Annotated in this window: 13 protein-coding genes and 1 pseudogene; 9 read left to right on the top strand and 5 right to left on the bottom strand. The window is 70.1% G+C overall.

Annotated elements, in window-relative coordinates; genetic code table 11:
• Both BO64_RS06410 and BO64_RS06405 read left to right on the top strand, forming a co-directional pair.
• A pseudogene (locus tag BO64_RS06410) lies at window positions 1-386 on the top strand (hypothetical protein); the annotation flags it as partial.
• A gap of 102 nt (window positions 387-488) precedes the next feature.
• Window positions 489-2,540 carry a YgiQ family radical SAM protein gene (locus BO64_RS06405; protein WP_496402445.1) on the top strand — a complete coding sequence of 684 codons (2,052 nt, stop codon included), beginning with the start codon at window positions 489-491 and terminating at the stop codon, window positions 2,538-2,540.
• On the opposite strand, the gene BO64_RS06400 is transcribed toward BO64_RS06405, so the two are convergent.
• Window positions 2,509-3,789 (bottom strand): RsmB/NOP family class I SAM-dependent RNA methyltransferase, encoded by a 1,281-nt coding sequence (locus tag BO64_RS06400; RefSeq protein ID WP_496402444.1) that lies wholly within the window; start codon window positions 3,787-3,789, stop codon window positions 2,509-2,511. The genes BO64_RS06405 and BO64_RS06400 overlap by 32 nt on opposite strands.
• Before the next feature lie 92 nt (window positions 3,790-3,881).
• On the opposite strand from BO64_RS06400, the gene BO64_RS06395 reads away from it, so the two are divergent.
• Both BO64_RS06395 and BO64_RS06390 read left to right on the top strand, forming a co-directional pair.
• Window positions 3,882-4,229 (top strand): DUF2200 domain-containing protein, encoded by a 348-nt coding sequence (locus tag BO64_RS06395; RefSeq protein WP_496402443.1) that lies wholly within the window; start codon window positions 3,882-3,884, stop codon window positions 4,227-4,229.
• Between the two features lie 62 nt (window positions 4,230-4,291).
• Window positions 4,292-4,684, top strand: coding sequence for a VOC family protein (locus tag BO64_RS06390; protein ID WP_496402442.1), 393 nt, complete (start codon window positions 4,292-4,294; stop codon window positions 4,682-4,684).
• Here BO64_RS06390 and BO64_RS06385 read toward each other — a convergent pair.
• The 4 genes from BO64_RS06385 to BO64_RS06370 form a co-directional block, all read right to left on the bottom strand.
• Entirely contained in the window at window positions 4,630-5,382 is a 753-nt protein-coding gene (locus tag BO64_RS06385; protein WP_496402441.1) for a CPBP family glutamic-type intramembrane protease, read from the bottom strand. The genes BO64_RS06390 and BO64_RS06385 overlap by 55 nt on opposite strands.
• A gap of 74 nt (window positions 5,383-5,456) precedes the next feature.
• Entirely contained in the window at window positions 5,457-6,110 is a 654-nt protein-coding gene (locus BO64_RS06380; protein ID WP_496402440.1) for a glutathione S-transferase family protein, read from the bottom strand.
• 72 nt (window positions 6,111-6,182) lie between these two features.
• Entirely contained in the window at window positions 6,183-6,929 is a 747-nt protein-coding gene (locus BO64_RS06375) for a sulfite exporter TauE/SafE family protein (RefSeq protein WP_496402439.1), read from the bottom strand.
• 117 nt (window positions 6,930-7,046) lie between these two features.
• On the bottom strand, window positions 7,047-8,138 hold the full coding sequence (locus BO64_RS06370; protein WP_496402438.1) for a hypothetical protein: 1,092 nt from the start codon (window positions 8,136-8,138) through the stop codon (window positions 7,047-7,049).
• A gap of 206 nt (window positions 8,139-8,344) precedes the next feature.
• Between BO64_RS06370 and BO64_RS06365 the strand changes: the two genes are divergently transcribed.
• From BO64_RS06365 to BO64_RS06345, 5 genes are all read left to right on the top strand, one after another.
• Window positions 8,345-8,539 carry a hypothetical protein gene (locus BO64_RS06365; protein WP_496402437.1) on the top strand — a complete coding sequence of 65 codons (195 nt, stop codon included), beginning with the start codon at window positions 8,345-8,347 and terminating at the stop codon, window positions 8,537-8,539.
• Window positions 8,540-8,885: 346 nt separating this feature from the next.
• A complete protein-coding gene (locus tag BO64_RS06360; protein ID WP_496402436.1) occupies window positions 8,886-10,568 on the top strand; it encodes an amidohydrolase in 1,683 nt (560 codons plus the stop codon).
• Window positions 10,569-10,601: 33 nt separating this feature from the next.
• Entirely contained in the window at window positions 10,602-12,143 is a 1,542-nt protein-coding gene (locus tag BO64_RS06355; RefSeq protein WP_496402435.1) for a M20/M25/M40 family metallo-hydrolase, read from the top strand.
• Between the two features lie 76 nt (window positions 12,144-12,219).
• Window positions 12,220-12,720: a pyridoxamine 5'-phosphate oxidase family protein gene (locus tag BO64_RS06350; RefSeq protein WP_496402434.1), complete on the top strand. Its 501-nt coding sequence runs from the start codon at window positions 12,220-12,222 to the stop codon at window positions 12,718-12,720.
• A gap of 186 nt (window positions 12,721-12,906) precedes the next feature.
• Window positions 12,907-15,036 carry a M13 family metallopeptidase gene (locus BO64_RS06345; RefSeq protein WP_496402433.1) on the top strand — a complete coding sequence of 710 codons (2,130 nt, stop codon included), beginning with the start codon at window positions 12,907-12,909 and terminating at the stop codon, window positions 15,034-15,036.
• The last annotated feature ends 85 nt before the right edge of the window (window positions 15,037-15,121 follow it).

Below are 15,121 nucleotides of genomic sequence, written 5' to 3'. Positions count from 1 at the left end.
TCTGGGACAAGCGCACGGGCGTGATCGACAAGGACGTCGCCGCCTACTGGCGCGAGAACTACGACCTGCGCCACATCCTCGAGCGCGACTGGAAGACCCTCGGGCCGAAGCTTCAGGGCAAGATCCACATCTATGTCGGCGACATGGACAACTTCTACCTGAACAACGCCGTCTATCTGATGGAGGACTTCCTCAAGAAGGCCGACCCGCCCTACCGCGGCGAAGTCGATTACGGCGATCGCGCCGAGCACTGCTGGAACGGCGACCACGCCAACCCCAACGGCATCTCGCGCCTCCGCTACAACACCTTCTACGTGCCCAAGATCCTCAAGCGCATCGAGGAGGCCGCCCCCAAGGGCGCCGACCTCACCAGCTGGCGCTACTAAGCTGAACTGCGCGCGCTGGGGCGATGAGGCGCAGGCCCCGGCGCGCGCCGACCAAAGGGTCCGGTTGAATTTGCCGGCCCGCGCGCCTATCCGTGGCGCGCCATGGACATCAAGGCCCATATCGAAACGCCCTTGATCTCCAGGGCAGACGCGCCGCCGCGGCTGGCGCCCCGGGCGCGGCCTGAGGACGCCGCCCCCTTCCTGCCGATGAGCCGGGCCGAGATGGAGGCCCTGGGCTGGGACGCCTGCGACATCGTCCTGGTGACCGGTGACGCCTATGTCGATCACCCGAGCTTCGGGATGGCCATTATTGGCCGACTGCTCGAATCCCAGGGCTACCGCGTCGGCATCATCGCCCAGCCCGACTGGCATTCCGCCGAGCCCTTCAAGGCCCTGGGCCGCCCACGCCTCTTCTTCGGGGTCACCGGCGGCAACATGGACTCCATGGTCAACCGCTACACGGCGGACCGACGCATCCGCAGCGATGACGCCTATACGCCCGGCGGCGAAGGCGGGAAGCGGCCCGACCGCTGCACCCTCGTCTATTCGCAGCGCTGCCGGGAGGCCTTCAAGGACGTGCCGATCGTCCTCGGCGGCATCGAGGCGTCTCTGCGCCGGATCGCCCACTTCGACTACTGGTCGGAGAAAGTGCGCCGCTCGGTGCTGGCCGACGCCAAGGCCGACCTCCTGCTCTATGGCAACGCCGAACGGGCGGTGATCGAGGTGGCCGACCGCTTGGCGGCGGGTGAAGCGCCGCGGGACCTTTCCGACATCCGTGGTGTGGCCCTGTTCCGCCGCGTGCCCGAGCACTACACCGAGCTGGCCGCCGACGACCTGGACAGTCCCGACGAGGGCGCGGCCCGCCGTCCCGGCGACGTGGTGATCCGGCTGCCCTCGTACGAACAGGTGGCGGCCGACCCCGAGGCCTACGCCCGGGCCAACCGGGTCCTGCACCGGGAAAGCAATCCGGGGAACGCCCGGCCGCTGGTGCAGCGGCACGGAGACCGCGACCTGTGGCTAAACCCGCCGCCGATCCCGCTCACCACCGAGGAAATGGACGCGGTCTACGACCTGCCCTACGCGCGGGCGCCGCATCCGGCCTATGGCGGGGCCAAGATCCCGGCCTGGGAGATGATCCGCTTCTCGGTGACGATCATGCGCGGCTGCTTCGGCGGCTGCACCTTCTGTTCGATCACCGAACACGAGGGCCGCATCATTCAGAGCCGTTCAGAGGCCTCGATCCTGCAGGAGATCGAGCGCATCCGCGATCGGACGGCGGGCTTCACCGGGGTGATCTCGGACATCGGCGGCCCCACGGCCAACATGTACCGGATGGCCTGCAAGGACCCGAAAGTGGAGGCGGCCTGCCGCCGTCCCTCCTGCGTCTTCCCGGAGATTTGCCCGAACCTGAACACCTCGCACGACGACCTGATCCGCCTCTATCGCAAGGTGCGCGAGGTGCAGGGCGTGAAGAAGGTGCTGGTGGCCTCAGGGGTGCGCTACGACCTGGCCGTCCGCAGCCCCGAATATGTGGAGGAGCTGGTCACCCACCATGTGGGCGGCCTTTTGAAGATCGCCCCGGAGCACACCGAGGACGGTCCCCTCAGCAAGATGATGAAGCCGGGGATCGGGACCTACGACCGCTTCAAGGAGCTGTTCGACGCGGCCGTGAAAAAGGCCGGCAAGAAGTACCACCTGATCCCGTATTTCATCGCCGCCCACCCCGGGACCACAGACGAGGACATGATGAACCTTGCCCTGTGGCTGAAGAAGAACGGCTTCCGCGCCGACCAGGTGCAGACCTTCCTGCCCTCGCCCATGGCCACGGCGACGGCCATGTACCACTCCGGCGTCAATCCGCTGAAAGGCGTGCGCCGCGGGGCGAGCGAGCCGGTGGAGACGGTGAAGGGCCTGCGTCAGCGGCGGCTGCACAAGGCGTTCCTGCGCTACCATGACCCGGAGAACTGGCCGCTGCTGCGCGAGGCCCTGAAAGCCATGGGCCGGGCGGACCTCATCGGACCGCGGCCGGATCAGCTGGTCCCGGCGCACCAGCCGGCGGGCGCCGGCAAAGGCGGCGGCAAGTTTTCGGCTGGGCGGCCAAAGCGGGGCCCGGGCACGCGCTTTACAACGAAGGGCGTTCCGATCCGGAACTGACCTCATCCCGCTGGAGGGCGGCGGCGAAGAAACCGTCCGTTCCGTGACAGCCGGGGGTTAGCGCCAGGAAGGCGGGGTGCGCCGAGTCCTCGACCACGTCCTGCGGGACGAGGCGGAAGTAGGGGTGCGCGGCGAGGAAAGCCTCGACCTGGGCCTCGTTCTCGGACGCGAGCAGAGAGCAGGTGGCGTAGACCAACCGGCCGCCGGGGCGGACCAGGCGGGCTGCGCTGGCCAGGATGGCGGCCTGCAGCGGCAGGAGCGCCTCCGCGCCGCCGGCGCGCCAGCGGGCGTCGGGATTGCGCCGCCAGGTGCCGGTCCCGCTGCACGGGGCGTCCACCAGCACCCGATCGAAGCCGGCCTTGTGGCGCTTGACCCAACGATCGGTCTCGCCGGCCAGGAGACGGGTCTGGACGTTGTGCAGGCCGGCGCGCCGGAACCGCTCCGCGGCGCGCTTCAGCCGTCCCTCCGAGACGTCGCAGGCGATGACCTGGCCGCGGTTCTCCATGGCGACCGCCAGGGCCAGGGTCTTGCCGCCGGCCCCGGCGCAGAAATCCACCACCCGCTCGCCCGGACGGGCCCCGACCAGGCGCGCGACGAGCTGCGAGCCCTCGTCCTGGATCTCGGCCTCGCCGGTCCGCAGCATCGGCAGGCGCGACAACGCCACCCGCTCGGCGAGACGCACCGCGTCCGGCGCGCGGGGGCAGGGCTCGGCCTCCAGGCCCAGGCTGCGCAGGCCCGTCAGCACCGCCTCGCGGGAGGTCTTCAGCGGATTGACCCGCAGGTCCAGCGGCGGCGGCGCGAGCATGGCGGTCATCTCCGCGGCGAAGGCCTCGCCGAAGCGGTGGCGCAGGGGTTCATAGGCCCAGTCCGGGCACTCGGTCCGGACCGCCTCAGGCATGGCGGGATGGTCGGGCGAGCCGCCGTGGAGGCGCTTGAGCAGATCGCGCTCGTCGGGAGTCAGGGCGAAGACCGGCTGAAGCTGGTCGCGGGTCATGCGCCGACCAAGCGCGAGCCAGGCCAGCAGCCGCAGGCGCGGCGTGGCTTCCCGGCCATATTTCGCCAGCCACCACGCCAGCCGAGCGTGATGGCGCAGCACCTCATGGACCAGGGCGGCGATCTCTGCCCGGTCGGCGTCGCGCAGGGTGCGGCGGGCGCGGAAGGCGGCGGACAGGGCGGCGTCGACGGGACGGCCGAGACGCTCGACCTCATCGATCAGCGCGAGGGCGACATGCAGGCGGGCGGGGATCACGGGGCGGGCCTAGCCCTCTTCCGGCCCCACGTCCACCTTGCGCCGGGCGCGCCGACGCGGCCAACTGGCTCGCCCCACGGCGGAGGCGGACAATGACCAGGCACCGCATCTACAGCATGAGCTTCGCCAGCGTTTATCCGGCCTATGTGGCGAAGGCCGAGAGGAAGGGCCGCACCAGGGCCGAGGTGGACCAGATCATCCTCTGGCTCACGGGCTACTCCCCGGAGGAGCTGGCCGCACATCTGGAGCAGAAGACCGACGTCGAGACCTTCTTCAGGCAGGCGCGGCTAAACCCGGCCCGGACGGCGATCACGGGGGTGGTCTGCGGCGTGCGGGTGGAGACCGTCGAGGACCCGCTGATGCGGGAGGTGCGCTACCTGGACAAGCTCATCGACGAGCTGGCCAAGGGCAAGGCCATGGAGAAGATCCTGCGGACCTAGCGTCAACTGCAGGCGCGGCTATCGTCCCGTCCGGCCCCGAAGGCCGGGGCGAGGGAGGATACATGTTCAATCACGTGATGGTCGGGTCGAACGACCTGGAGCGGTCCCAACGCTTCTACGACGCGGTGCTCGGGGTGCTGGGCGCCCGGCCGGCGCTCCGCAACACCGCCGACAGCGGGCACACCCGGCTGTTCTACATGCATGACGGCGGCACGTTCTGCGTGAGCGAGCCGATCAACAACGAGCCCGCCACCTACGCCAACGGCGGCACCATCGGCTTCCGGTGCAACTCGCCCGAGCAGGTGAAGCAGTTCCACGACGTAGCGGTCGCCAACGGCGGCGTTTCGATCGAGGAGCCGCCCGGCCTGCGCAACGGCGGCCTCGGCCCCATGCACCTGGCCTATGTCCGCGACCCGGACGGCCACAAGCTGTGCGCCATCCACCGGCCGGGCTGACCGCCTTTAGCTCGGGGCAGCCGCAGGCCATTGCCGAGCCAGCCGCCGAGGGCGGTGTCGCCCAGGGCGAACACCATCCAGAGACTGTTCATCCCCACGTGCAGCAGGATGGCCGGCCAGAGGTTGAAGCCCCAGCGGACGAACAGCCAGCCGAACAGCAGGCCGCCAAGGCCGGTGATGGCGACGATCCCGGCCACCTCGCCGAGGTCGGCGCCCTGGCCCGCGTGGACGAGGCCGAACATCACCGCCGGGGCAAGACAGGCCGCCCACCACCGCCAGCCCGCCCAGCGGATCAGCGCCCCGATGGCCAGGCCCCGGTAGATGACCTCTTCCAGGGCGGGGAAGACTACGCCCTGCCAGACGACGTCCTGCGGCGTGAGATCCCTCGCCGCCGGCGCGGCGACGGCGGCGATCGCCGCGGCCGGGACAAAGATCACCGCCGCCCAGACCAGCGGACGCAGGATCGGTGCCCCGAGGCCGACGAGCCCCAGGAGCCGCCGCGGCCCCGCCGGCGCCGCCGCCCCGGTGAGCACGGCCATGACGGCCAAGTCCGCCAGGTTCACGAGCAGCGAGCGGCCGTAGGCGAAGCCGAGAGACGGCGCCCACGGCCGCAGCACAGGGCCGCTGAAGGCCGTCCAGACCAGGGCCGCGCCCACGGCGGCGGCCAGTATGAGCGGTCGTCTCGTGCGAGCGTCCACCTCTTCCCCCCGATCGGCTGCAGGGAATATGCGCACGTTCGCCGCCGCGGCCAGACTCCAGCCTGGCCTTGAGGTCACGCCTCGGCCTGGGCGGAGCGGAAGACCGCGAGCTGGGCCGCAAAGGCGCGGCGGTAGGCCGGCCGCGCCTCGCCCCGGGCGACATAGGCCGCAAGGTTGGGGAACGCCTCTAGCAGGCCCGAGCCGCCGAGGCGCAGCAGCACCGAGACCATCATCAGGTCGCCAGCCGAGAAGTCGCCGTCCAGCCACTCGGCCTCGCCCAGGCGGGCGGACAGCTGGCCAAGGCGCACCCGCACCCGCTCGTCCAGCAGGGGCAGGCGCTCGGCATGCCAGGGACGGTCCGCCTCAAGAAGCAGGGCCATGGACCGCTCGACGATGGGCGGCTCCACCGTGCCGATGGCGGCGAACATCCAACCGATGGCCCGGGCCCGGGCGTCCGGCGCCTCGGGCAGGAGCCCAGGGCGCCGCTCGGCGATGTGCAGCACCATGGCGCCGGACTCGAAGAGGGCGACGCCATCATCCTCGTAGGTGGGGATCTGGCCGAACGGATGCAGGGACAGATGGGCCGGCTGCTTCAGCTCGGCGAAGGTGAGCAGCCGCACCTCGTAGGGCTGGCCCACTTCCTCCAGGGCCCAGCGCGCGCGCATGTCGCGGGCGAGGCCCCGGCCACGGTCGGGCGAAGCCCTGAAGGCGGTGATGGTCGGGGTCATGGCGTCCTCCGGCTAGGCGCCGCCTCAGGACGAAAACGCCGCTCTTGATCCGACAGCGGCGGCTGTCGCCCGTCAGGCGCGCAGCACCTGGACGAACTGGTAGCCGGAGAGCAGCAGGATGATCACCCCCACGGCCCAGGTCATGGCCTTGGCCGGGACACGCTTGACGATGAGGCCCGCGAAGGGCGCGGCGACGAGGCCGCCGGCCACCAGCCCGCCGACCGCCGAGGCATGCTCTCGCAGGTCGCCCGCCTCGGCCCAGCGGCCGGAGATGAGCGCATAGACGAAGGCCGCCGAGACGGTGCAGGTGACCAGGAACTCGCTGGCGCCCACGGTGCCGATGGCCCGGCGAGGCTCGACCCCGGCGCCGACCATGGACGAGGACACCACCGGCCCCCAGCCGCCCCCGCCCAGGGCGTCGAGGAAGCCGCCCGCCACGCCGATGGGCACGGTCCAGGCGCGGTTGAGATGGCGCGGGCGGATCTCGCGGACCGCCCGGATCAGGATGTAGATGCCGACGATGGCGAGGTAGCCCGCCACGAACGGCTTCACCTTCTCGCCCGGGATGCCGGTGAGGACGGTCACGCCCAGGACCCCGCCCACGATCCCGGCCGCCGCCAGGGGGAAGAACAACCGCCAGTTCACATTGCGGTGGGCCATGTGCGACGTGGCGGTGGCGGCGGTGGTGAAGACCTCAGCCGCGTGGATGCTCGCCGAAGCGGTCGCGGGGGGCACGCCGAAGGCCATCAGCACCGACGAGGAGATCACGCCGTAGGCCATGCCCATGGCCCCGTCGATGATCTGGGCGACGAAGCCCACGAGCAGGAACAGCAGGAAGGTTTCCAGGGACGGCTCCGGTGGGGCTTCGGACGATGGCGCCGGGAGGAAGCGCCGAACCTACGGCCCCGGTTCCGCCGGGCGTCCCGGACGCCTGCGTCAGGCGATGGCGCGCAGCTGCACGGCTTCGGGGTCGACCGCCAGGCTGGCCTCGAAGTCCTGCAGGATCTCGGCCATGTCGGCGATGGGCAGGGGCTCAATGCGCGGGGTCGGGAACCGGTAGCGCCAGAAGCTGGCGATGTGGGACACCGCGCCGATCCGCTCGCCCAGGGTGGTGAACATGGCCGGGGCCTTTACCAGGAACTCCCGGAAGGCGGCGGGTCGGCCGTTGTCGGTGAGCTCGGCGAACGCCCGGTCGTAGAAGCGCAGGGTCTCGACCACGTCCTTGCGGTGCTGGGCGATGGCCGTCTCCAGCCGCCGGCGGGCCGCCTCCACATAGCGGGCGAGGTCCGGCTCCTTGCGCTCACCCGAGACCCTCAGGGTCCGCAGTTCGCCGAGCACCCGGTCCACCTTGGGCCACAGCTCGGCCAGCACCCACTTGTAGTAGAGGAAGCCCTTCCAGCTGAAGATTCCCTCCCGATAGGCCTCCCCCTCCAGGCCGAGGGTCACGCGCAGGGGATCGAGGCGCTCATCCACCTCGGACGAGAGCAGGATCTGGACCATCCGGGCCACGTCCCCGCCCCCCTCGCGGCCCACGAAGGCCAGGTCGATGAGCTTGGCAATCTCGTTGCTGACAAAGGCCTGCATCCGCTCGGAGTCGCCCGGCGAGAGGGCGAAGTAGCAGCGGCCGACGCTGAAGCCGTGACGCTTGAGCTGTTCACGCAGCAGGAAGGGATCCAGCGAAGGCAGCCGCTCGATCACCGTCAGCAGCTTCATGTCCCGGACGATGTCGGGGGTGTCCTCGCACAGGTCGCGCAGCATCTCGCGCCAGTTGCGCTGGCCGACGAACATGGAGCGCGCGCCGAGCGTCAGGTCGCTGGCGGCGAAGGGCAGGATGATCTTGGTGGCGGTGGTGGGCGGATAGTCAAAGACGAACCGCTCGTCCGGCCGCACGCGGTGCTTGACGAGGATGCAGGTGTTCAGCGTGCGGCTGCGGAAAAACGGCCGGGCGAGGTACTCCGGATCGCGGCCATGCTGGGCCGCCACCAGCGCCAGGTTCAGCACCCGGCTGGTCGCCCCACTCGACTGCAATGCCCGCAGATCGCGCGCACCGCGCGACAACCTCTTGGAATGCATGACTCCCCCGCAACTGAGGCCGCGAAACATGGCTAAGGATCGTTAAGGACGTCGAAAATGACCTATGGGCGCAGGTCGCAACCGGCACGCGCGAGGGTGGCGCCAGGGCGCGACGCCGCGCCCCCTTGGCGCAACGGCGCGACGCAGGCCAGAAGGGGGACATGACTGAAGGCCCGCTCACCGACAGGGACGTCTATCTGAAGCTCTCCGCCATGGCCGAGGAGCTGGCGCAGCTGGCCGAGGCCACCGAGACCTATGTGGGCAACGCGGCCCTGGTCAGCGCGGCCAATACGCTCAGCGGGACCGCCCGCGTGATCTACGAGCACTGCCTCGGCTCCGACGACGGGCTGCACTAGCCTTTCGCCGCCCGTCCGCCCAGCAGACCACCGCCGCGATCCGGCACGCCAGCCAGTATGGCGTCCACAGCGGCGCGACGCCGTAGGGATGGCCGAGGGGCACGCGCCGACGCAGGGCCGTCGCGTGGCGGACCTCACGCCGGGCTTCCTCGGCGGTCATGGGTTCGGGATGGCGGCTGATCAGGGGGTCTCGCGGGAAGCCGGGCTTGCCGAGCAGGACGTCCAGAAACATGGCGGCGCCCTCTGCCACGGCCAAGCTTCGCTTCGCCACCCGGCGGATACCCATTTTGACGCCCGTTTCGGCCAAGGCTGGCGCGAGGCGGGGTTTGCCCCTTAGCTTGGCGACATGCGGACCTTCATTTCGGCGCTCGCCCTCATCGTCGGGCTGAACAGCGGGGCCGGTGCTCAGGCCCAAGCCCAGGGCCAGACGGCCGACCTCGTGATCTGGGGCGGGCCTGTCTACACCGGCGTGGACGCCCGGCCGAAGGCCGAGGCGGTGGCGGTGCGGGACGGCCGGATCGCCTATGTGGGCGATCGCCGCGGCGCCCAGGCGCAGGTCGGCCCCGGCACGCGGGTGGTGGACCTGAAGGGCGCCGCCCTGTTCCCCGGCTTCACGGATTCCCATGCCCACCTGCGCGGCGTCGGCGAGCGCGAACTGACCCTGAACCTGGAGGGGGCGAAGTCGGCGGCCGAGGCGGCGGCGCGGGTGAGGACCTATCTCGCCCAGCGGCCGGGAACCGGGCCGGTGTGGGGCCGCGGCTGGATCGAGACCGGCTGGCCCGAGCGCCGCTTCCTGGAGCGCGGCGACCTTGATCCGATCGCCCCGGACCGACCGGTGCTGCTGGTGCGGGCCGACGGCCACGCCCTCGTGGCCAATACGGCGGCCCTGAAGGCGGCGGGCATCGACGCCACCACCAAGGCCCCGGACGGCGGCGAGATTCTGAAGGACAAGAACGGCCAGCCCACCGGCATGCTGGTGGACAACGCCATGGACCTGGTGGCCAGGCTGCGCCCCGCCGCCACCGAGGCCGACCGGCGCGAAGCCTATGCGGCGGCGTTCAAGGTGGAGGCCGCCTATGGCTGGACCGGCGTCCACAACATGAGCGTCGACTGGGCGGACGTGGCCCTGCTGGAGGACCTGGCGGCCAAGGGCCAGGCCCCGCTGCGGATCTACAACGCTGTGGAGATCGGCCAGGCGGCGCCGCTGTTCGAGGGCGGACCGCGGCAGAGCCCCGACGGACGGATCACGACCCGCGCCGTGAAGGCCTTCGCCGACGGGGCCCTGGGCTCGCGTGGGGCCGCGCTGTTCCAGCCCTATGAGGACGCGCCGGCCACGAGCGGCCTGATCCTGACGCCGCCGGAGGCCCTGAAGGCGCAGCTGACCCGCGCCTACCGGTCGGGCATCCAGGTGGCCACCCACGCCATCGGCGACCGCGGCAACGCCGTGATGCTGGACCTCTATGAGCAGGTGTTCGCCTCGGCGCCGCCCAACGTCAGGATGCGCGAGCCCCGCTGGCGGATCGAGCACGCCCAGGTGCTGCGGCCCGCGGACATCGCCCGCTTCCCGCGCCATGCGGTGATCGCCTCCATGCAGCCCAGCCACGCCATCGGCGACCTGCACTTCGCCCCCGCCCGACTCGGCGATGCTCGGCTGGACGGCGCCTATGCCTGGAAGAGCCTGCGCGAGGCCGGAGCCGTGGTGACCGGCGGCTCAGACGCGCCGGTGGAGCGGGGCGATCCGCTGATCGAATTCTACGCCGCCGTGGCGCGCAAGGACCTGTCGGGCTTCGCGACGCCCGTCTGGCGGCCCGGCGAGGCCCTGAGCCGGGCTGAGGCCCTGAAGCTGTTCACCAGCGCCCCGGCCTTCGCCCGCTTCGCCGAGAACGAACTCGGCACGATCGAAGTGGGCAAGCGGGCGGACCTGTCGGCCTTCTCCGTGGACCTGATGACCGCGCCCGAGGCCGAGATCCCCAAGGGCCATGCGGTGCTGACCGTGGTGGACGGCGAGGTGACGTACGAGCGGCGCTGAGCGTCTGCATCCATGTGATGGGGGAGACCTGAGATGACGCACCGGATCCCGGGCCGCCGCGCCCTGCTGCAGTTGATGGCCGCCAGCGGCGCGGCCCTGGCCCTGCCCACGGCCGTCGCGGCCCAGACCAAGGGCGAACCCAAGGTCCAGGCCAGGGCGAGCAGCGCCCTGCGCGCCTATGTGGAGAAGAACCACGACGCCAACATCCGGCGGCTGCAGGATTGGATCCGCCTGCCCGGCATCGCCGCCGAGAACCGCAACATGGCCGAGGCCTGCGCCCAGACCATCGAACTGGCCAAGGAGGCGGGCTTCGCCGACGCCAGGCGGATCGAGACCAAGGGTCAGCCCTGCGTCTTCGCGACCATGGACAACGGGGCCCGGCAGACCATCGGCGTCTACTTCATGTATGACGTCAAGCAGGCCGACCCGTCGGAATGGAGCTCGCCGCCCTTCGAGGGGGCGCTGGTGGACAAGCCGGGCTTCGGCAAGGTGCTGGTCGGCCGGGGCGCCACCAACCAGAAGGGGCCGGAGAGCGCCTTCCTGGCGGCCCTGCGCGCCTACAAGGGGACCGGTCGCAAGCCGCCGGTGAACCTGGTGCTGATCTGCGAGGGCGAGGAGGAGATCGGCTCGCCCAACTTCGGCGACGCCATGACCCCGGAGGTGCTGGCCGCTTTCAAGCGCAGTTCGGGCGTCATGCTGCCGATGAACTGCCAGAGCCCCACCGGCAAGGTGGCGATCAACCTCGGCGCCAAGGGCTCGCTGGAGTTCGAGCTCATCGCCAATGGCGGTCATTCGGGCGTGGGCCCGTCCCTGGACGTCCACTCCAGCCAGCGGGCCGCCCTCGACAGCCCGGCCTGGCGGCTGGTGCTGGCGCTCAAGAGCCTGGTGAGCGCCGACGGCAACGACCCGGCCATCGAGGGCTGGTTCGAGAACGTCAGGCCCCTGACCCCGCGCCAGAAGGAGCTGGTGGACATCCTCATCCAGCGCACCCCCGAGGAGGAGGCCCTGCGCAACGTCGGCGCCAAGCGCTGGATCCGCGGCCTGTCGTACCGCGAGGCCATGGAGCGCCTGGTGGGCCAGCCGACGGTGAACATCCAGGGCCTGCTCGGCGGCTATCAGGGGCCGGGCGGCAAGACCATCCTGCCCTCCAAGGTGAGCGCCAAGCTGGAGGCGCGGCTGGTGCCCAACCAGACCTTCGATGAGTGCGTGGCCAAGCTGAAGGCGCACCTGATCAAGCACGGCTTCAGCGACATCGAGGTGGAGGTCACCGGCGGCTACGGCCCCACCGAGACCGACGAGAACTCGGCCCTCATCCGGGCGACCCAGGCCACATACAAGGCCGCGGGGATCGACCCGGCGCTCAATCCGCGCCTGGCGGGCTCGTGGCCGGGCTATCTCTTCACCAGCCCGCCGCTCAGCCTCCCGGCCGGCCACTTCGGCCTGGGACACGGCGGCGGGGCGCATGCGCCGGACGAGTATATGGTGATCGAGAGCGCCCGCCCGACGGTGGCCGGCTATGACGAGGCGGTGCTGAGCTACGTCAGCTTCCTCGAACAGCTGGCCGTGACTCGCTAGAGGCCGAGCGGAACCGGCGCGGCGTCGAGGGGTTCAGGGGCGGACATCCCCCCTGAAAATTCCGGAGACGCCGCCCATGGCCCACGACAAGCTCAGCCCCGCCGAGATCGAAGACCGCATGTGGTCGGCCATCGAAACCGGTCAGCACACCGGCATGCTGGGGATCAGCGGCGATAGCCACCACTTCCAGCCCATGACCGGCTTCGTGGAGCGCGAGACCAACACGATCTGGTTCTACACCTACCGGGACACCGACCTGGCCGAGGCGGCGGCCCAGATGCTCGGGCCGGCGAGCTTCATCTTCCAGAGCCGTGACCTGTGGGCCTGCATCGACGGGACCCTGCGGCCCGACCATGACGAGGAGCGCATCGACAAGTACTGGAACGCCCATGTGGCCGCCTGGTACCCCGAGGGCAAGGACGACCCACGCCTCACCCTCCTGCGCCTCGACTGCGAGGAGGCCGGCGTCTGGATCAGTCAAGGCGGGCCGGTGAAGTACGCCATCGAGGTGGCCAAGGCGAACCTGACCAAGTCGACGCCCGACATGGGCGAGCGGCAGGACATCAACCTGCACTAGCCCTCCCGAGCATCTGGCCTTTGGCGGCGCGGACGGCGGTCCGCGCCGTCCGCGTTTTCAGGCCGGGGATCCATGAACGACGCTCCCCGGGATTCACATTGCACGGGGCGGAATTTCCCTTTTTGCTGCGCGGCAAAGGGGAGGTTCCCTCCGGAAGTCGGGGGAACCGTTTCGAGAGAAGGCCTGATGACCCGCTCCACGCGCAATTTCCTGCTGTCCGCCACGGCCCTGGCCACGCTCACGCTTTCCGCGAACGCCTTCGCGCATGACGAGCATCCCTGCGCCGATGCGGCCTGCGAGACGGCGCTGCTGTTCGACGTCCCGGCCAAGGGCGCCGCCGCCGGCGAGGCGATCTCGCTGGAGACCCCGAAGTATGGGACCTGGGGCTTTGACCTGTCCGGCATGGACCGCTCGGTGAAGCCCGGCGACGACTTCTTCAAGTTCGCCAATGGCACGTGGGACAAGATCACCGAGATCCCGTCCGACCGGGTGCGCTGGGGCAATTTCAACAAGCTGCGCGAGCTGTCCGACGCCCGCCTGCACGCAATCCTCGAGGACGCCAAGGCCGGCAAGCTGACCGATCCCGACGCGGCCAAGATCGCCGCCGGCTACGCCGCCTACATGGACGAGGCCCTGGCTGAGAAGCTCGACGCCAAGCCCATCGCGCCCGAGCTGAAAGAGATTCGCGCGGTGAAGACCCGCGACGAGTTCACCGCCCTGATGGGCAAGGCCAACACCACCGGCTTCACCTCGATCCTGCCTGTGTACATCTCGATCGACGCCAAGGCCCCGACCCGCTACGCGGTGATGAGCGCCACCGGCGGCCTCGGCCTGCCCGACCGTGACTACTATCTGCAGCCGTCGTTCGCCGAGAAGAAGGCTAAGTACCAGGCCTACGTCGAACAGCTGCTGACTATGATCGGCTGGGAGAAGCCGGCGGCCAACGCCAAGGCCATCGTCGAGTTCGAAACCCGCTTGGCCGAAGCCTCCTGGAGCCGGGTCGAGCGGCGGGACCGCGACAAGACCTACAATCCCATGACCCCGGCCGAGCTGCAGGCGGCGACGCCCGGCTTCGACTGGAACCGGTATCTTGCGGCCACCGAACTGCCGAAGGTCGAGCGGATCGTGGTGACCACCAACACCGCCTTCCCGAAGTTCGCCCAGATCTATGCCGAGACGCCCCTGGAGACCCTGAAGGCCTGGCAGGCCTTCCACGTGGCCGACGGCGCGGCCCCGCTGCTGTCCAAGCGCTTCGTCGACGCCAGCTTCGCCTTCCGCAACAAGGAGCTGGCCGGCCAGCCCGAGCAGCAGGCCCGGTGGAAGCGCGCAGCCCAGTTCATGGATGGCGCCATCGGCGAGTCCATCGGCCGGATCTATGTGGCCCGCTACTTCCCGCCCGAGGCCAAGGCCAAGATGGACGACTTGGTGGCCAACATCCGCACCGCCATGCGCGAGCGGATCGAGAAGCTGGAGTGGATGGGCCCCGAGACCAAGGCCCAGGCCCAGGACAAGCTCGCCAAGTTCACCGTCAAGATCGCCTATCCGGAGGTCTGGCGGGACTATTCCAAGCTGGAGCTGAAGAAGGACGACCTCTACGGCAACGCCATCCGCGCCGGCGCCTTCAACTGGCGGCGCAACGTGGCCCGGCTGGACCAGCCGGTGGACAAGCGGGAGTGGGGCATGACCCCGCAGACGGTCAACGCCTACTACAACTTCGCCAACAACGAGATCGTGTTCCCGGCCGCCATCCTGCAGCCGCCGTTCTTCGATCCTGACGCCGACCCGGCGGTGAACTACGGCGGCATCGGCGGCGTGATCGGCCACGAGATCAGTCACGGCTTCGACGACCAGGGCCGCAAGTCCGACGGCGACGGCGTGCTGCGCGACTGGTGGACCGCCGAGGACAACGCCAAGTTCAAGGCCCAGGCCGACCGGCTCGGCGCCCAGTACTCGGCCTTCGAGCCCCTGCCCGGCGCCAAGGTGCAGGGCGGCCTGACCATGGGCGAGAACATCGGCGACCTGGGCGGCCTGTCCCTGGGCCTCGACGCCTATCACGCCTCGCTGAAGGGCCAGCCGGCGCCGGTGATCGACGGCCTTACCGGCGACCAGCGGGTGTTCCTGGGCTGGGCCCAGGTGTGGCGGGAGAAGATCCGGGACGAAGCCCTGCGTCAGCAGGTGGTCACTGACCCGCACTCGCCAGCCTACTATCGGGTGAACGGCACCATCCGGAACATCGACGGCTGGTACTCGGCCTGGGATGTGAAGCCCGGCGACAAGCTGTATGTGGCGCCCGAGGACCGCGTCCGCATCTGGTAAGCCCAAAGCGGAGGCGTTCATCGCAAAGAACGCCTCCGCTCGTTGAACGCGGTCATCGTTCCCGCTTAAGTGCCGCCTGGGGGCG

The organism is Phenylobacterium composti DSM 19425 (genome assembly GCF_059568645.1).
Note: the sequence above shows the minus strand (reverse complement) of the source record. Positions and strands in the feature narration are given on the sequence as shown.